This is a genomic window from Labrenzia sp. ATLA3 (assembly GCF_057180185.1).
Window position 1 is genome coordinate 106,749 of sequence record NZ_JBXUKV010000003.1, and the last position, 17,389, is coordinate 124,137.

General features: G+C 60.3%; 21 protein-coding genes. 16 read left to right on the forward strand and 5 right to left on the reverse strand.

The genetic code is table 11. The features are described 5' to 3' along the window. Positions 1–7 precede the first annotated feature (7 nt). The 11 genes from AC2A6O_RS08380 (at position 8) to AC2A6O_RS08430 (ending at position 8,277) form a co-directional block, all read left to right on the forward strand. Positions 8–484, forward strand: a complete 477-nt coding sequence (locus AC2A6O_RS08380) for an NUDIX hydrolase (protein ID WP_162855006.1) — start codon at positions 8–10, stop codon at positions 482–484. Next, on the forward strand, positions 471–1,478 hold the full coding sequence (locus AC2A6O_RS08385) for an NAD(P)H-dependent glycerol-3-phosphate dehydrogenase (RefSeq protein WP_148583564.1): 1,008 nt from the start codon (positions 471–473) through the stop codon (positions 1,476–1,478). Before AC2A6O_RS08380 ends, AC2A6O_RS08385 begins: the two co-directional genes overlap by 14 nt. Before the next feature lie 173 nt (positions 1,479–1,651). After that, a complete protein-coding gene (locus AC2A6O_RS08390) occupies positions 1,652–1,942 on the forward strand; it encodes a YciI-like protein (RefSeq protein ID WP_148583565.1) in 291 nt (96 codons plus the stop codon). Beyond that, a complete protein-coding gene (locus tag AC2A6O_RS08395) occupies positions 1,943–2,368 on the forward strand; it encodes an EVE domain-containing protein (RefSeq protein ID WP_023002897.1) in 426 nt (141 codons plus the stop codon). A gap of 28 nt (positions 2,369–2,396) precedes the next feature. Further along, a complete protein-coding gene (locus tag AC2A6O_RS08400; RefSeq protein WP_498926444.1) occupies positions 2,397–3,068 on the forward strand; it encodes a class I SAM-dependent methyltransferase in 672 nt (223 codons plus the stop codon). 151 nt (positions 3,069–3,219) lie between these two features. Beyond that, positions 3,220–4,392 carry a M20 aminoacylase family protein gene (locus AC2A6O_RS08405; protein WP_148583567.1) on the forward strand — a complete coding sequence of 391 codons (1,173 nt, stop codon included), beginning with the start codon at positions 3,220–3,222 and terminating at the stop codon, positions 4,390–4,392. 122 nt (positions 4,393–4,514) lie between these two features. Then, positions 4,515–5,309: an AlbA family DNA-binding domain-containing protein gene (locus AC2A6O_RS08410; RefSeq protein ID WP_498926445.1), complete on the forward strand. Its 795-nt coding sequence runs from the start codon at positions 4,515–4,517 to the stop codon at positions 5,307–5,309. 1 nt (position 5,310) lies between these two features. Then, a complete protein-coding gene (locus AC2A6O_RS08415) occupies positions 5,311–6,081 on the forward strand; it encodes a sulfite exporter TauE/SafE family protein (protein WP_498926446.1) in 771 nt (256 codons plus the stop codon). A gap of 180 nt (positions 6,082–6,261) precedes the next feature. Continuing rightward, a complete protein-coding gene (leuB, locus tag AC2A6O_RS08420; protein WP_148583570.1) occupies positions 6,262–7,374 on the forward strand; it encodes a 3-isopropylmalate dehydrogenase in 1,113 nt (370 codons plus the stop codon). Positions 7,375–7,454: 80 nt separating this feature from the next. Continuing rightward, complete coding sequence (locus AC2A6O_RS08425) at positions 7,455–7,874, forward strand: hypothetical protein (protein ID WP_148583571.1); 420 nt, start codon at positions 7,455–7,457, stop codon at positions 7,872–7,874. Positions 7,875–7,887: 13 nt separating this feature from the next. Then, positions 7,888–8,277: a VOC family protein gene (locus tag AC2A6O_RS08430; RefSeq protein ID WP_498926447.1), complete on the forward strand. Its 390-nt coding sequence runs from the start codon at positions 7,888–7,890 to the stop codon at positions 8,275–8,277. 3 nt (positions 8,278–8,280) lie between these two features. On the opposite strand, the gene AC2A6O_RS08435 is transcribed toward AC2A6O_RS08430, so the two are convergent. Further along, the gene (locus AC2A6O_RS08435) at positions 8,281–9,177 is read right to left on the reverse strand and encodes a LysR family transcriptional regulator (RefSeq protein WP_498926448.1); all 897 of its coding nucleotides are present in this window, start codon (positions 9,175–9,177) and stop codon (positions 8,281–8,283) included. A gap of 94 nt (positions 9,178–9,271) precedes the next feature. Between AC2A6O_RS08435 and AC2A6O_RS08440 the strand changes: the two genes are divergently transcribed. Both AC2A6O_RS08440 and AC2A6O_RS08445 read left to right on the forward strand, forming a co-directional pair. Then, a complete protein-coding gene (locus AC2A6O_RS08440; protein WP_498926449.1) occupies positions 9,272–10,009 on the forward strand; it encodes an SDR family oxidoreductase in 738 nt (245 codons plus the stop codon). A 31-nt stretch (positions 10,010–10,040) separates the two neighbouring features. Continuing rightward, on the forward strand, positions 10,041–10,253 hold the full coding sequence (locus tag AC2A6O_RS08445; protein WP_498926450.1) for a tautomerase family protein: 213 nt from the start codon (positions 10,041–10,043) through the stop codon (positions 10,251–10,253). Between the two features lie 65 nt (positions 10,254–10,318). Here the strand turns inward: AC2A6O_RS08445 and AC2A6O_RS08450 are convergent, their stop codons facing one another. Both AC2A6O_RS08450 and AC2A6O_RS08455 read right to left on the reverse strand, forming a co-directional pair. Next, positions 10,319–10,750 (reverse strand): YqaA family protein, encoded by a 432-nt coding sequence (locus AC2A6O_RS08450; protein WP_498926451.1) that lies wholly within the window; start codon positions 10,748–10,750, stop codon positions 10,319–10,321. After that, complete coding sequence (locus AC2A6O_RS08455) at positions 10,747–11,196, reverse strand: MarR family winged helix-turn-helix transcriptional regulator (RefSeq protein WP_162855007.1); 450 nt, start codon at positions 11,194–11,196, stop codon at positions 10,747–10,749. Before AC2A6O_RS08455 ends, AC2A6O_RS08450 begins: the two co-directional genes overlap by 4 nt. A gap of 68 nt (positions 11,197–11,264) precedes the next feature. Here AC2A6O_RS08455 and AC2A6O_RS08460 point away from each other — a divergent pair, with 68 nt between their 5' ends. Both AC2A6O_RS08460 and AC2A6O_RS08465 read left to right on the forward strand, forming a co-directional pair. Next, a complete protein-coding gene (locus tag AC2A6O_RS08460; RefSeq protein ID WP_498926452.1) occupies positions 11,265–11,663 on the forward strand; it encodes an antibiotic biosynthesis monooxygenase family protein in 399 nt (132 codons plus the stop codon). After that, positions 11,663–12,151 carry a cytochrome b/b6 domain-containing protein gene (locus AC2A6O_RS08465; protein WP_498926453.1) on the forward strand — a complete coding sequence of 163 codons (489 nt, stop codon included), beginning with the start codon at positions 11,663–11,665 and terminating at the stop codon, positions 12,149–12,151. Before AC2A6O_RS08460 ends, AC2A6O_RS08465 begins: the two co-directional genes overlap by 1 nt. 132 nt (positions 12,152–12,283) lie before the next feature. Here the strand turns inward: AC2A6O_RS08465 and AC2A6O_RS08470 are convergent, their stop codons facing one another. Both AC2A6O_RS08470 and AC2A6O_RS08475 read right to left on the reverse strand, forming a co-directional pair. Next, complete coding sequence (locus tag AC2A6O_RS08470) at positions 12,284–13,180, reverse strand: LysR family transcriptional regulator (protein ID WP_498926454.1); 897 nt, start codon at positions 13,178–13,180, stop codon at positions 12,284–12,286. Between the two features lie 423 nt (positions 13,181–13,603). Beyond that, positions 13,604–15,823, reverse strand: coding sequence for an esterase-like activity of phytase family protein (locus tag AC2A6O_RS08475; protein ID WP_498926455.1), 2,220 nt, complete (start codon positions 15,821–15,823; stop codon positions 13,604–13,606). Positions 15,824–16,048: 225 nt separating this feature from the next. On the opposite strand from AC2A6O_RS08475, the gene AC2A6O_RS08480 reads away from it, so the two are divergent. Further along, the gene (locus tag AC2A6O_RS08480) at positions 16,049–17,248 is read left to right on the forward strand and encodes a multidrug effflux MFS transporter (protein ID WP_498926456.1); all 1,200 of its coding nucleotides are present in this window, start codon (positions 16,049–16,051) and stop codon (positions 17,246–17,248) included. Positions 17,249–17,389: the final 141 nt, after the last annotated feature.

Below are 17,389 nucleotides of genomic sequence, written 5' to 3' on the forward strand. Positions count from 1 at the left end.
TCTGCCGGTGCTGATCTACCAGAAGGCCTATGTTTATCTGACCTGCGGAACAGAGCTTCTTGTGTTTGAGGAACCGGATTTCCCCAATGCCGAAATTCAGGTTCCCGGTGGAACGCTTGACCCCGGCGAGAGCTATCTGCAGGCAGCCAGGAGAGAATTTGCCGAGGAGACAGGACTTTCGTTGGATATCGCGCTCGAATCGTTCGCCGACCAGGACCATTTCTTCAAAGATGTTCCACGTTGTCTCGACGGCTTGCATCGCCGGCGGCATTTTCACGGCCGTATTCGTGAAAAGCCCGCGAGTGAATGGGAACATTTCGAAACGTCACCGAATGCAGGCGGGCCTCCGATAAGGTTCCGTCTGTTCTGGATTGACCTGTTCACCATGGATGCGCCGACCGAGGCCCGCTTTTTTGAAGGGTTTGGAGCGCAGCTTGAAACATTACGGACGCGCGTGGAAAGGCAGAGCAATGGGCGCCATTAGGTCTATCGGCGTCGTTGGCGGAGGTGCGTGGGGCACGGCCCTGGCCCTGACCGCGGCACGTGCCGGCCGAGAAGTGCGCCTTTGGGCGCGCGATCCCGGCACGGTTTCCGATATCCGGGTCCGCCGGCAGAACCCGCGCTATCTGCCGGGGATCACCTTCGATGAGGATTTGGACGCAACCTCCTCGCTGGACGAGATCGCCGATGCCGATGCCATCTTGCTGGTGACACCGGCCCAGACCACCCGCGCCATGCTGGCTGCCCTGAAACAGACCGGCAAGGTGCGCGGACCTGTGGTCCTGTGCGCCAAGGGGATCGAACAGTCCTCCGGCAAGCTCCTGTCCAAGGTCATGAGCGAGGAACTGCCCGGCATCGAACCCGGCGTCCTGTCCGGCCCGAGCTTTGCTGACGATGTCGCCAAGGGCCTGCCGACGGCAGTGACTGTCGCCGCCAATTCCGCGAAGTCGGCGTTGAGCCTGTGCGAAGCCCTGCAATCGCCCTGCTTCCGGCCCTATGCCTCCATCGATATCCTCGGAGCCCAGATCGGTGGCGCCCTGAAGAACGTACTTGCGATTGCCTGCGGCGCCGTGGTTGGCCGCAAGCTTGGCGCCAGCGCCCAGGCGGCCCTGACCGCACGCGGGTTCGCCGAACTGTCCCGCCTCGGCACCGCCATGGGCGCTCAGGGAGAAACCCTGACAGGCCTTTCCGGTCTGGGCGATCTGGTGCTCACCTGCTCGTCCAGCCAGTCACGCAATTTTTCCTTCGGGCTAAGGCTCGGCGAAGGGTTCATGGCGTCCGAGCTGATTTCGGCCGGCGGTAAACTGGCGGAGGGAGCCTATTCCGCCCGCGTCGCCGTGAAGCTGGCGAGCAAATATGATGTCGAAGTGCCCATCTGCGACACTGTTGCCAAGATGATCGACGAGAACCTGACCATCGATGACGCCCTCAACACCCTGATGGCCCGCCCGCTGAAGTCGGAAACGACAGGGCTTTAGGCCAGTCTCAAAGAACGACGCTTGTTCCAGGTATCACCTATCCCTGAAGATACGCAGAAGGGCCCTTCTGAGGGGATTGGTGCAATGACATCCACTTGAAACAAAACCCCATTGAGTTTCCCCCGCCCCGGCCCTACGTTCGACGCAGATTCGACCAACCCGGGGATTTTTTCATGCTCTATGCCCTGATCTGCACCGACAAGCCCGGTGCCCTGCAGACGCGTCTCGACAACCGCGCCGCGCATCTCGACTTCCTGAAAGGCCTTGGCGACAGCCTCAAGGCCGCCGGTCCGTTTCTTGACGACGACGGCAACATGACCGGCTCGCTGGTCGTCATCGAAGCGTCCAACCGTGACGAGATCCTGGCAATCTCCCAGGAAGATCCCTATGCCCGTGCGGGTCTGTTCGAAAGCGTCGAAATCCGCCCCTGGAACTGGGCGGTCAAAAACCCGGAGGCAAACTGAGTGCAGTACTGGCTGATCAAGTCCGAGCCTGACAAATGGTCCTGGGAACAGCAGAAGGCCCGGGGCGACAAGGGCGAGCAGTGGGACGGCATCCGGAATTACCAGGCACGCAACAACATGCGGGCCATGGAAATCGGCGACAAGGCGTTCTTCTACCATTCGAACATCGGCAAGGAAGTCGTGGGCATCGTCGAAGTCTGCAGCGACATTCATCCCGACACCACCATCGATGACCCGCGCTGGGAATGCGTGGACTTCAAGGCCGTTCGGGACATGCCCAAGCCGGTTACCCTCGCCGACGTGAAAGCCGAGCCGCGCCTTGCCAAGATGTCGCTGGTCACCTCCATGCGCCTTTCGGTTCAGCCGGTCACGGAAGAGGAATGGAAAATCGTCTGTGAAATGGGCGGCCTGAAAGAGCCTGCGTAACTTCCTCTTGTCAGGAAACCTGCCCTGAATGGCTCTTATCAAGGATCCGGTGGCCTTCATCCGCGAGGAAACCAAGGTCAAACCTGTGCCGCATGCGGAGGAAATCCTTCTGCATGTGGCCGACGAAGCCATGGATCTTTGGCAGAAGACCGAAGACGAACTGGGCGAACTCGGCCTGCCGCCACCATTCTGGGCTTTTGCCTGGGCAGGCGGGCAAGGCCTTGCCCGTTATGTGCTCGACACGCCGGACCTGGTTAAAGGCAAGCGCGTCGTCGATTTTGCCTGCGGGTCCGGTCTTGTCGGCATTGCCGCCATGAAGGCCGGAGCCGCGTCCTGCCATGCGGTCGACATCGACACCTTCGCCCTCACGGCAACCCGGCTGAATGCCGCGCTGAACGATGTCGAAATCTCGACAGAGACTGCGGACATCACCGCCGCGGAGCCGCCACAAGCCGACCTCGTCTTTTGCGGTGACGTTTTTTACGACAAGCCCATGGCCGACAAGGTACTGGCCTTCCTCGACAGATTGCTGGCGAACGGCATCGAGGTTTATGTCGGCGACCCGGGCCGGTCCTACCTGCCGACGGCTCGCTTGAGCGAACTGGCTGCCTTCAGCGTTCCGGTGGTCGGTGCGCTGGAAGACAGCGAGATCAAACGCACGCGCGTATACCGGTTGGAGCAAAAATCATCCGCCAAATGATGCCCTGGCGGATCAGACTTGCAATCGACTGCCTGGTGGAAAACTTTTTCTGCAATTCCACTTCCTCTTTTTGCAGCTTGCGATAGGTTAGGAACCTAACCCTTCAAGCTTCAAGCGCTTTCCCGTTCAGACGTGTTTCTAGGAGTCCTTCATGCCCATCGTTAATCGCCTCGCGGATCTGGCCGACGAGATCACTGCCTGGCGCCGCGACATTCACGAAAACCCCGAAATCCTATACGAAACGGTGCGGACCGCCGAAAAGGTCTCCGAGCTGCTGCAGAGCTTCGGTGTCGACGAAATTGCAACGGGCATCGGCAAGACGGGCGTTGTCGGAGTGATCAAGGGACGCAACGGTGGCGCAGGCAAGACCATCGGTCTGCGTGCCGACATGGACGCGCTGCCGATCGAGGAAATCACCGGCAAGGAATATGCCTCCAAGATCCCGGGCAAAATGCACGCCTGCGGCCATGACGGCCACACCGCCATGCTGCTGGGTGCGGCGAAATATCTCGCCGAGACTCGCAACTTCGACGGCACCGTTATCGTGATTTTCCAGCCCGCTGAAGAAGGTGGTGCCGGCGCGAAGGCCATGATCGAAGACGGTCTTCTGACCCGCTGGCCGATTGAGGAAGTCTACGGCATGCACAATTTCCCGGGCCTTCCGGTTGGCGAGTTCGCCATCCGCAAGGGCCCGATCATGGCCGCGACCGATGAATTCCGCATCGTGATTACCGGCCGGGGCGGCCACGCCGCCAAGCCGCACGAAACCATCGATCCGATCGTGATCGGCTCGCAGATGGTCTCTGCGCTGCAGACCATCGCCAGCCGCAACGCCAATCCGCTCGATTCAGTGGTTGTGTCGGTCACTGTTTTCCAGGGCGGCAACGCCTTCAACGTCATTCCGCAGGAAGTGCTCTTGCGCGGCACGGTACGCACGCTGAGCCCGGAAATGCGCGATCTTGCCCAGGCCCGGATGGAATCCATCGTCAGCTCGGTCGGCGATGCGTTTGGCGCCAAGGCGGTTCTGCAGTTCACGCGCGGCTACCCGGTCACGGTCAACCACGATGAACAGACCGATTTCGCGACGTCGGTTGCCGAAGGCATTGCCGGGGTCGGCAAGGTCAACCGCGAGATCGACCCGATGATGGGCGGCGAGGATTTCTCGTACATGCTGGAAGAGCGCCCGGGTGCGTTCATCTTCGCCGGCAACGGCGACAGTGCCGGCCTGCATCATCCCGCTTACGACTTCAACGACGACCTGATCCCGGTCGGATGTTCCTATTGGGTGAAACTCGTCGAAACGGCCCTGCCTGCGGCAGCTTGACGCTTTTCGCTGCCTTCACCGTCATCCCGGCACACCTGATGCCAGCCGGGGATGACGGCGGGCGGGTTTTGGCTTAACAGTGACGCCGGTTCCGACCGGCGTTTTCATTTGGATTTTCGGATATGGCACTTTCCCCGTTCAAGCTTCCCTTCCTGGTAGTCTATGTCGCGGTCGGGGCCATCGTCGGGGTCCTGGTGATCCACCCGCTGAACCTGCTGGTGGTCTGGTGGGAACTGGCACGGTTCTCGGACTCCGCGCCCAGTCTTCTTGAATTTCTGATGGCCCGCCTGTGGCTGGTGCTGCTTCCCCGACATCTGGACGTGGCGACGGCCTACGCAGCGCTCGGTGCGGTTGTCGGCCTCGCCTTCGGCATTTTTACCCGCAACTACATGCGCACCAGCGAAGCCTACCGGTCTCTGCGCGAGGAACAGACCACCCTGATTCCCGACCTGTTGAAACAGGGCGAAAGCGGACGTGTGGAATTCAAGTCCTCGCTGCGTTGGGACCTGATCGAAAACCGGACCAACAGGTCGCTGGAAAAGGTCATCGCCAAGACCCTGGCAGGCTTCTTCAACGCAGATGGGGGCCATCTTCTGATCGGCGTCGATGACAACGGCACACCACTCGGGCTCGACAAGGATCTGGCAACGTTGAAAAGCCCCGACCTCGATTCCTTCGAGCGCACGGTCAATGACATCGTCTCCAAAACACTCGGCGGCGACCTCTGTCCCTACATCCACACGGTCTTTTCAAGGGTCGAGGGAAAGGACGTGGCCATGGTGATTGTCAGCCCTGCGCCCCGCGCCGTCTACATGGAAGAGAACAGGGCTTCGGTCTTCTACCTGCGCAGCGGCAATTCCACACGCGCGCTGGATGTCCGCGAAGCGATCAATTACGCCAACAAGAGATGGCCGTGACATGCCGGACATAGCCGGTTTCTTCTTTCCCGATCAGCTGCACCTTGCCGCTTCGCTGACGCTGATCATCGCAAGTTTCTTCACCTCTGCCCTGGCTGCAGCCGTCGGCCTTGGCGGCGGGGTCGCCTTGATCGCGATCATGGCGACCCTCATGCCCGCCACTGCACTGGTGCCGGTTCACGGTGTCGTGCAGCTCGGGTCGAATGCCGGGCGCGCCTTGGTCCAACTCAAGCATGTCGACTGGCTGATTGCGCTTTGGTTTGCGATCGGGGCCGCATTCGGTGCTGCGGTCGGCGGTTCAATTGCCATGGAATTGCCCCCCACCGTTCTCAGGGCGGGCATCGGCCTGTTCGTCTTGTGGGTCGTCTGGGGCAAGGCGCCCCGCTTCGGCAAGGCCCCGAAAAGCGCCATGGCGGCTGCGGGCTTTGTCTCGACTTTCCTGTCCATGTTCTTCGGTGCGGCCGGCCCCATCGGCGCCGCCGTGCTGTCCACCCTGGGCTTGACGCGCCACCAGTTTGTCGCCAACCAGGCGGTCACCGCGCTGATCATGCATATCTTCAAGATCATCGCCTTCGGCGCCCTCGGCTTTGCCTTCGCGCCCTGGTTCGGACTGATCGTGCTGATGATCGTCAGCGGCTTTCTCGGCACGCTTTCCGGCAGCCGCCTGCTCGGCCGCATGAATGAAAAGAGCTTCAAGACCGGCTTCAAGTGGGTGATGACCCTGCTCGCGCTGAATCTCCTGTGGCAGGCTGCACGCGGATGGCTCGGCTGACGGCTGCCGGCGCCCTCGGGAAAATGGTCGCAACGCCCTCACAGCCTTAAGCGTTCTGCCGTTCTTGACCTTTCCCGATGGCTTGCTTGAGTTCTTCGCAACTGGCTTCATCTTGAAAGACAACGGCCGACGCGCTAACCCATCGCCATCAGATTTCTCAAAATGCGGGATGGAACACCCATGGCTTCACAAAACCTTCTGCTTCTGCCGGGTGACGGCATTGGCCCGGAAATCATGCAGGAAGTGAAAAAGGTTATTCGCTGGTTCAACGAAAAGGGCGGCATGTCCTTTGAAACCGACGAAGGCCTGGTCGGCGGCTCTGCCTATGATGCACACGGTCAGTCGATCTCCGAAGAAGACATGGCCAAGGCCATGGCAGCCGACGCCGTGATTTTCGGTGCCGTGGGCGGTCCGAAGTGGGACGACGTTCCTTACGAGGCACGCCCGGAAGCCGGCCTGCTGCGCCTGCGCAAGGACATGCAGCTTTTCGCCAACCTGCGCCCGGCCATCTGTTATCCGGCGCTTGCCGATGCGTCTTCGCTGAAAAAGGACGTGATCGAAGGTCTCGACATCCTGATCGTGCGCGAGCTGACCGGCGGCGTCTATTTTGGCGAACCGAAGGAAATCATCGACCTTGGCAACGGCCAGAAGCGTGGCATCGACACGCAGGTCTATGACACCTACGAGATCGAGCGCATTTCCGGCGTCGCCTTCGAGCTGGCACGCACGCGCGGCAACAAGGTCACGTCCATGGAAAAGCGGAACGTGATGAAGTCCGGTGTTCTGTGGAACGAGGTCGTGACCCAGACGCACAAGAACGGCTACGAAGACGTTCAGCTGGAGCACATGCTGGCCGATGCCGGCGGCATGCAGCTCGTTCGCTGGCCAAAGCAGTTCGATGTCATCGTGACGGACAACCTCTTCGGCGACATGCTGTCCGACGTTGCCGCCATGCTGACCGGCTCGCTCGGCATGCTTCCGTCCGCGTCGCTCGGCGCTCCGGACGGCGTCACCGGCAAGCGCAAAGCCCTTTATGAGCCCGTCCATGGATCGGCTCCGGACATCGCCGGCACAGGCGCGGCCAACCCGATTGCCATGATCGCCAGCTTCGGCATGGCGCTGCGCTACTCCTTCGAGGAAGTCGCTGCTGCCGACAAGCTCGACAAGGCAATCGCCAACGCCCTCGACAAGGGCCTGCGTACCAAGGACATCGCGGCGGCTGGCCAGGCAACCGTTTCCACCGTGGAAATGGGCGACGCCATCATTGCCGAACTGGACGCCTTGAGCGCCTGATAGGCAATCGCCATTTGCAAGCAGGGCCGTCACCGGTTATCCCGGTGGCGGCTTTCCCTTTTCAAGACACCATTGGTCCCATGATCGAAGACAAACTCGCCCCCTTTCTCGGCACCTGGATCCTCGACACGGAGGAAAGCGACTTCGAGCAGGGTGAACCGCCCCGAAGCGCCACGCTGAAGATCGAAGACAATTTCGGCGTTGCGGTGTTCATCATGAACCAGGTCGCCGCCGACGGCGAAGTGACCAATGACACCTTCGAGGCGATGCCTGACGGGCCTGAAGTCCGCCTCGGCAAAAGCGGCCTGGTTGATGCCATGCGTCTCGTCTTCAACGGCGACCGCAACCTGATTTCGGAAGCCCGCCGCGGCGGACTGACCATCATGAAGGCCGACCGGGAACTGTCCGAAGACGGCAGAACCCTGACCGTAACCCAGACCGTCCACCTGGTGGATGTCGCAAGTTACACGAATGTGTCCGTCTACCGGCGCGCTCAGTAGGACCCGGTCTTCAATGAAACAGATGATTGGAGCGATTGCCCTTGTCGTGCCCGACTATGACGAGGCCATCGCCTATTACACCGGCAAGCTCGGCTTCGATCTGATCGAAGATACACACCTTGGCGTCAACAAGCGCTGGGTGCTTGTCGCCCCAAAGGGCAGTACCGAGACCCGTCTTCTGCTTGCAAAGGCCGATGGAGACAGCCAGCAAGCCGCCATCGGCAATCAGACCGGCGGACGCGTGTTCCTGTTCCTGCACACCGACGACTTCGACCGCGACCATCAGGCGATGCTGACGGCTGGTGTCAGCTTTCTGGAGGCTCCCCGCCAGGAAGCCTATGGCAAGGTCGCCGTCTTCCAGGACCCGTTCGGCAACAAGTGGGATCTGATCCAGACGATCTAAGGCCTAAATGTCCGCCGCGGCGAAGATGCCGGCCACCCATTCGACAAAGACACGAACGCGCGGTGAAAGCTGGCGGTTCTGGGGGTAGAACGCAGCCAAAGGCAACGAGGTCGGCGGCAAATCCGGCAGGACCTGCACCAGCGCTCCGCTTTCCAGATCTTCGGCAAGCCGGTAGCGAGGCGCCTGGAACAGTCCGAACCCAAGACACCCGAGTTGGTGTACCGTTTCGGCATCGTTGGCGACGATCCGGCTGGGCAGCATTATTTCGCGCACGCCTGCGGACGTCCGGAAGTCAAGCGGCATGACAGCGCTCGTCCGTGACGACAGGAAGCCGACCATCAGGTGCCCTTCCAGATCCTCAAGACTTGTCGGCGTACCGTGCGTGGCCAGATAGTCCGGGCTGGCACAGGTGATCTCCGCGATCTCCGTCAACTTTCGCATGATCAAGCCGCTGTCGTCCGGCACGCCGGCACGCAGCACGCAGTCGACCCCCTCGCGCACCAGATCCACCAGGCGCTCTCCCTGGCCGAGCTGCAAGTCGATCTTCGGATAACGCGCCATGAAGTCCGGCAGGTGCGGCAACAGGAAGGTGCGGGTCAGCCGTCCCGGCACATCGACCCGCAACTGTCCGGCAGGCTCATGCCCGCGCAGCGCGCCCTCGGCTTCCTCCACTTCCGCCAGGATTGACACACATCGCCGGTAATAGGCTTCGCCATCCGGAGTCGGCGTCACATGGCGTGTGGTGCGCTCCAGCAACCGGCAGGCGAGATCACGCTCAAGACGCTGGATCACATCCGTGGCGGTGGACCGTGGCAGGTTCAGATCTGCCGCGGCAGCAGTGAAGCTGCCCCGTTCGACCACCCGGACAAAGAGCTGCATTGCGTCGAACTTGCCGTACATTTGTTCTTATTATCCGGATTATCTTTTCAGTTAAAGCATCATTATCCGGAGTTTCCGCCTCGCTATCTTCAGGATCAACGAGAAGGAGACTTACATGACACCAGATCTCGACACCGCCATCGTCACCGGCGCCAGCAAAGGCATAGGCGCAGCCATAGCCCGCAGGCTTTCGCGCGATGGCTTTCAGGTGGTCATCAATTACGACAAGGATGAAGCCGCGGCTCACGCACTTGTCAAAAGCCTGGAAGACCAGGGCGGCAAGGCAATGGCGATCCAGGGAGACATTGCCGAGACAGCGAGCCACGAGCGTCTTTTCGAGGCTGCAGAAAAGGCCTTCGGTCCGGTGGGGGTACTCGTCAACAATGCCGGCACCATGCGCAATGCCGCCATTGCCGAAGCAAGCGACGAAGATTTCGACAGACAATGCGCGGTCAATCTCGGTGGTGTTTTCCGCGCCATGCGGCTCGCGTCGAGCCGGCTCGCGGATGGTGGCCGGATCATCAGCATTTCCTCCAGTGTGGTCGGTCTCTATCAGCCTCACTACGGCCTCTACGCCGCGACCAAGGCCGCCGTTGAAGCCATGACCCGGGTTCTGGCGAAAGAGCTTGGCCCGCGTGGCATCCGGGTCAACGCGATTGCCCCCGGACCGGTTGAGACTGACTTTTTCCTTGCCGGCAAGCCGGCGGAGCTTGTGGAAACGATCCGGAAATCAAACCCGCTTGGCCGTCTCGGCACCCCCGAGGACATCGCCGCAACCGTTGCGTTTCTGGCTGGTCCCGATGGGGACTGGATGAATGGCCAGGTTCTGCGCGCCAACGGCGGCATCATCTAGACACTTTCACCAAACCCCAAGGAGAATTGTAATGCCCTTTGCAAATTACAAACTGCCCGAAGCCGCGTTGAGCACAGCGCAAAAGGAAGATCTGATCCACAAGACCACCGACCTGCTGGTTTCCTTTTTCGGCGAGATCGTGCGGCCCAACACCATGGTTCTGGTGGAAGAGGTCAAGGACGGCGGCTATGGCCGCGCCGACGAAGTCTTCACGATACCGCCCGAGTATCGTGCCGGGGACTGATCTGAATCCGCGTCACTCGCCCGGCTGGAAACAGCCGGGCACTTTCCGTCATCTGGCCCGCAAACTCAGATGACCTGCAACGTGATGAGCGCAACCAGCACATAGCGCGTGGTCTTTGCAATGGCGACCAGCAGGGTGAAGCTCCAGAACGGTTCCTTCAGCACACCCGCCGCCAGTGTCAGGGGATCGCCGATGATCGGTGCCCAGCTCAACAGCAGGCTCCAGCGTCCGTACCGGTGATACCAGCCCGTCGCCTTGGCAAGCTTGTCTGGCTTGACCGGAAACCAGGACGCGGTCGACCACGCGGTTGCCGCCCGTCCCAGACCCCAGTTGACCATCGACCCGAGCGTGTTGCCGAGGCTTGCGGCGGCAACCAGCAGAAAAACCGGGTCCGTTCCCAGCGCGATCAAGCCGGAAAGGCCCAGTTCGGATTGGGCAGGCAGCAAGGTGGCGGCGAGAAACGACACGCCGAAAAGACCCAGCAGGCTGGCACTCACCGGGAGTTACCGGACTGGGCTTTCTGCATGGCGGCAACGGCCCTGTGCATGAAATCCAGGAACTGAGCTTTTTCCTGTTCCGAAAATCCTTCCAGTGCCTCGGCGTTCTGCGCAGTCGCTGCGCCGACGGCTTCCTTCTCCAGAACCCGTGCCTTGTCCGTCAGGAAAATCTCCTGAACCCGTCCGTCTTCCTCGCTCGCCCGGCGCGTGATCAGGCCGTCGCGTTCCATCCGCGCCAGCGTGTTGGCCAGTGTCGCCTGCTCAATATCAAGCAGTTGCACCAGTTCCTTTTGCGTGCGCCCCTCCTTCGCCCACAGCGCGAGCAGCGCCGGAAACTGCCCTGGCGACAGGCCAAGGGGCCGGATACGGCGCTGGAGACCCGCAGCAAACAACCGGGCCATCTGGTTTGCCAGATATCCAGCGGAGGAATCTTTTTCGAATGTCATCCCTTGCATATACGATAGATAGCTTACTATATAAATAAACATAGCTTGCTATATAAAAGGAGATGAAAATGACATCACTCTGGACCCGACGTGCCGTTCACCTGGCCGCGCTTTGTTTACTAACCGCCAACCTGGGAGTTTCCGCCATGGCGAATGAAATCACCTCAAAAGCCCCCGTCACGCTGATCAATTCCTTCGAGGTTCCGCAAGACCGCCTTTCCGATGCTGTCCGCGGCTGGGAAAAAGCCCACGATTTCCTGAAAGAACAACCCGGCTACATCACCACGCGTCTGCACCAGTCCCTGTCCCCGCGGGCGAAGTTCCAACTGGTCAATGTCGCGCTTTGGGAAAGTCCCGAGACCTATCAGGCCGCCATTCAGAAGCTTGGCAAAAGCGGCATTGTCTCGGAGTTCAAGGGGATCGATTTTCATGCCGCGCTCTACACCGTGATCCGGGAGGACGAATGATGTCTTCCCCCAGTTCCAGTATCCGGTTGCTGCATTGGACCATTGCCGGTCTTACCATTGGCGCCCTGGCGACAGGCTACGCCATGACGAACAGCGACACGTTTTCCGCAACCCTTTTGAAATCCCATCTGGCGCTTGGTTTGTCGGCCGGTGGTCTCGCTCTCGTGCGCACCATCAGCTGGATCATGAAGGGAGCCCCCGCCCCGGTCTTCATCGTCAAGCCCGGCTTCCAGGCGGTCCTCGGCAGGAGCGTCCATGTGGCCTTGCGCCTCATTCCGCTTCTGCTTCTGATCAGCGGCATTGGCATGATCCTGCTGTCAGGCACCCTGGGCGCGATCGTTGACGGTACAATCCCCGGCCTTGGGGCCCTTGCGGGATTGCCACCGGCAAATCTTCACCATGCCGCAGCACTCTTGCTGGCGGCCCTCATCGGGCTACACAGCCTTGCCGCCCTGTGGCACTGGCAACGACGAACTGTCTGGGGTTGAGATTGGTACTCCCAAAAAGGAAAGGCCCGGCCGCATAAAGCCGCCGGACCTCCGCTCAGGTCTTGGAAGGATCTTTCTCCAGGAATTACGCAGCGAGTGGACCCGCGATCTCCTGTTCAATGCCGGCAATCGTCACGGGAGCGGCTTGAAGAGCGCTGCATATCTCGGGGCGAAGAATTTCGTGAACTTCCGAACTTCGGGTCTTTTGTAAGCTTCGCTGGAAATCAGCATGAGATGCTCTGCTGCGAGTTCATCGATCGGCTCGAAGCAGCGCACGAGGTCGGGCTCCTGTTCTACGAGCTTCAGGTTCAGGAGGCCCAGGCCGACGCCGGACCTTATCGCGGCATGCATCAGCTCAAACTCACTGAACGAAAGAAGGATCTGCTCTCGCTTCACGCGGCAGGCCAGCCAATCGTGAAGGGTCGTTGGAACATCTTCCCGCTCGAAGGTGACGAAGGTGTGGCCGGACAGATCTTTCGGCGATGCGGGCAGGCCGTGCTTCTTCGCATAGTCACGAGACCCGAACAGGGAATATCTGGCGGTGCTGATCTTTCTGCAGACAAGGTCTTGCGACGGTAAGTTCCGGGTCAGCCGCAGCGCAATGTCGGCTTCACCTTTTTCAAGATCCAGCATGAGTTGGGTGGGTATAAATTCCAGCCGGACCTCAGGATGCCGGGCAGAAAAATCGCTGAAGATCTTGTTGGCTCGTGGTGAAAAATTTGCCGAATATGCGGTGATGCGGATCGGGCGCGGTGTTGCGAGACCGTTCGCCTCGGTTTCAAGCGCTGTCATCGCGGCTTCAATGGCCTCGGCTTTCGGGTAAAGCGCCCTCGCGTGCCGGGTCGGCCGAAAACCACGCGTGTCCCGGTCGAAAAGAGACAGCTGCAGTTCATGTTCCAACACTTCGATCCGTCGCGCAACAGTCGGCTGCGCAACACCGAGCCGGCGTGACGCCGCCAGAGTTGATCCTTCCCGGAACACGGCCAGGAAGGCCCTGATATCAGTCCAGTTCGAGATCCGGCTCTTCATTTATGTAGAGCAACACAACGCCGGGCCGGATACCAGCCGAATGTTGCCGAGGATATTTTAAAGGCAGGAAAACAAGCAGGAGGATCGGAAATGTCTGCAACTCTCACTTCGCGACACGGCTTCAGCCTGCTTCGATTTTTGCAAAACCCAACGAGACCCTGGAAAAGGCAGATGAGATCGGCAGAGGCATACCCCTCAAAGGACATGAAAGCGCGGCGCGCTTGCATCCGGGACCTGTTGCTGTCGCAGCCAGCCGCCTTCGCGAACGAAATGGACGTTCAATACCTTCTGCAGATGTACCCGCTGGAAAGATAAGGGCAGAGTGCAAAGGCCAAACAAAAAACCCCGCCGAAGCGGGGTTTTCCGAAAATCTTCAGGGACCGGATCGGTTACTTGATCGGTTCCGGCACTGTTTGAAACGCCTTATTTCAGGCGGCTTGCCGGACCGAGATCGATGAGCTGCGTTTCACCCGGCGCATCGTCGACACCATCATTGTCGGTCACCAGGATCAGGCGGCCGTCGGCGGTGATTGTCAGGCCTTCCGGCTTGTCGAGAACCCAGCCCTTGCCTTCTGCCAGCGCCGGCAGAATGTCCATGGCATAATGTTTCTCGACAACCGGCAGTTCGGAGCCGTAGGCAGCCGGTGTCACACCGTCCAGGGAGATCGTGGTGATCTGCTTGATGGCTGCGTCTTCACCGCCCTTGTTGTCGCGCTCCAGAATGGCGAACGTGCCATCACCCATGGAGACGATTTCAGACAGGCCGACCCAGCCACCGGCTGCGCTCTTCGGCTTGTCGAGCGGGTAATGCACGAAGCCCCAGGACTTGTCTGCCGGATCGTAGATGGCCAGCTTCACCATGCCCTTCGGATCGTCCTTCCATTCGCGCTGAACGGCGACGGCAACAAGCGTCTTGCCGTCCATCTCGAACTCGGAAACGCCTTCGAAGGAGAAGCGGACAGACTGGGCGCTCAGCTCTTCTGGAAGCGTGATTTCTTCCTCAACCTGACCGTCGGCACTGACTTTCAGCAACAGGTGCTGCAGGTCCTTGTCCAGGTTACCCTCGGAAGCCAGCCAGAAGCCGCCATCCTTGGCAATGGAAATACCTTCCAGATCCAGTTTCGCCTGTTTGCCGCCCTGAACGGTGGCATAGCCAACAATCTTGGCCGGCTTGGAGGAGATATCCAGCTTGTAGATGCGGGCATCGTCATAGAAGCTGTCGCTGACCGCATAGAGCTTGTTGGCATCCGCCGGGTCCGCCGCCAGACCGGACAGCGCGCCCCAACCGATCGGCGCACCTTTTTCCGGATCGACGTCGGAAGCAAGCATCGGATAGGACGAGGCGTCCGCACCGAACTTGTAGAGGGAGACCTGCGCACGAACGTTGTCTTCCGCACTGTCGACCTCGTTGGCCACCACGAACAGATCGCGGCTCGGGATTGCCAGAGAGCCTTCCGGACCGACGTGGGTCGGCAGGAACTGGACGAATTCCGGCTCGGCACCGGTGTCCTTGTAGACGGCGACGAAGTTGCCGCGCTCGGAGTTGACGAAGATCAACTTTTCGCCGCCAAATTCGCCAACGGTCACGCCTTCCGGCTCGGTGCCTTTCTTGGCCGCCCGTTTGGCCGGGTAATGGCCGTAGGACATGGCCAGATGTTCCATCTGGTTACCGCTGTCGAACAGGACCTCGCCCTTGGTGTTCCAGATGGTGAAGCCGCGCGAACCGCCTTCATAGTCGCCTTCGTTGGCCGTCACGAACCGCTCGTCATCGAGCCAGGCAACCGCATCCGGTTCACGCTTGACGTTTTCGATCGATCCGGAGGCATCGCTCATGCGGGCCTTGATGACCGGAATGTTTTCGGCGGACGACGTGCCGGCGGAGAAATGGCTGACAACCTCGCCGGAGGCCAGATCGACCACGGCAAGGTGGTTGTTTTCCTGCAGGGTGACGACGACCTGGTTCTTGGAATTGATGGAAACGAATTCCGGCTCCGGGTCTGTCGGCGCGATTTCGGCAAGACCGGTCAGGTCGACAATACGAACCGCGTCACAGTTGGTCGGCGCACCGGTCTCGTCCAGATCGAAGATCGCCAGATGACCGGCTGGCATCTGCGGGATCACGCCGTCGTTCAGGTCTTCGTCGCGCTCGTTCTCAATGGCGATGGCGATGAACTTGCCATCCGGGGAAATAGCGATGCTGTCCGGCTGCCCCTTGGCGTCGCATTTCGCGGTAATGCCGAGACCGTCGAGAGCAATCACGGCCAGATGACCGGAGGCATTGACGTAATCTTCAGAGGTGTTGACGCCGGCATAGGCGAAATTCTTGCCGACGGTGACCGAGGTTGGCTCACCGCCAAGGGCGGTGCGGCCCATCGGCTGCAGGTTCAGCGGGTTGGCCGCATTGACGAAGACGATGGCTTCGCCCGGGCTGTCGGTAAAGACGAGAGTGCGGCCGTCCTTGGTGGCGGAAATGATTTCCGCGACGGTTTCCGTCGCCTTATCCGCGCCTTCCGGCAGGGTCTTGTAGACCGGGAAAGTGTTGATACGCTCGAAATACGCAGCTTGCGCCGCCGAGACCGCGCCAAGGCCGAATAAAACTGAAAGGCTGACACCTTTTAAAAAGCGCCCACGAAGGTTCGCCATTGCACTCACTCCCACAAATATCGGGTTGATGTTGCGCGCAAGCTAGTGGGCCAGATTACCATATCGGTGACAATTGCATGAAGCTTTCATGACAACGCACTGCGCGGCTTGAATTTGCATTTCAGGCGTTTACCTCATATGAAGGAGGTGCGGCAGTGCCCGCCTTCTCCATCTTCCATTCTTTCCCATATTTGTGCCTCTGGCGCATTTTCATCGGATTTTCCAATGCAGATCGGTTTCATCCGCTCCGCCATTGTGCTGGGGCTTCTCGCGGCTGTCGGTCCGTTTGCAATCGACCTTTATCTGCCCGCCATGCCGGAAATCGTAAAGGCGTTGCAGACGGACGACGCGGCGGTTCACATGACCTTCACGGTCTATTTCATCGCTTTCGGATTTGCGCAGCTCATCTACGGCCCGCTGGCAGACCGATTCGGCAGAAAGCTGCCGGCCTTTCTGGGGCTTGTCGTCTTCATTATCGGCTCGATCATGTGCGCCACGGCAATTGACGTTTCGGCGCTGACATTCGGCCGTTTCGTGCAGGCACTCGGCGCCGCTGCGCCCATGGTCATAGTGCGGGCCGTGGTCCGCGACCTGCACACAGGCCCGAAGGCGACCCGGCTGATGGCGCTGGTCATGCTGGTCTTCAGCGTGTCCCCCATGCTTGCACCGCTTGCGGGCAGCCTGATCATCCAGTTCGGCAGTTGGCGTTTGATCTTTGTTGCCCTTGGGGTGATCGCCCTGCTGGCCACGTTGCAAATGGCCTTCCTGCTGCCCGAAACGCTGCCACCCGAGCGCCGGGGCAAGATCGACCCGACCGCCATCATCCGCAGTGTCATCTACCTGATGCGCGACGGCAGGTTCATGGGGCTGACGTTGATCGGAGGGTTCTCGCTGGCGAGTTTTTTCGTCTTCATCGCCGCCGCCCCGCTGGTGTACATGACCCAGTACCAGTTGACCCCGATGGCCTTCAGCCTTGTCTTCGCGCTGAACGCCATCGGCTTCTTCGCGTCGTCCCAGTTCGCCGCCACACTTGGAGAACGTTTTGGCATGGGCCGGGTGGCACTCAGGGCAGTCAGCGGCTTCGCCGCGGCCAACGTTCTCCTGGTCATTCTGGTCTGGAGCGGTATCGACGATCTGCCGGTGCTGATGGCCCTGTTCTTCATCGGCAACACCTGCCTCGGCCAGGTCATCGCCCCGGTGATGGTCATGGCCCTGGAAGAACATGGCGAACATGCCGGCATGGCCTCCTCCCTCGGCGGCACCTTCCAGATGGTCGCCGGCGGCGTGATGATCCTGATCTGCAGCCCGTTCTTCGACCGCACAGCCTTGCCCCTGGTCGGCGCTGTTGCCGCCTGCGCACTCATCGCCCTTGCCATCGCGCTACTGACCTTGAGGACAGGGCGCGAAGGCCGGGCCGTCGCCTGAGCGCAGAGTGTCTTGAACCCTGTCCGCTGAAGCAGCTTGTCACAGGCGCTTCGGTGGACGGGCCGGCCTGACCGGACACCACATCGCACAGACGGCCCGTTCTGGTCTGCAACCGTCATTTTCCGCAAGAGACTTGCAACC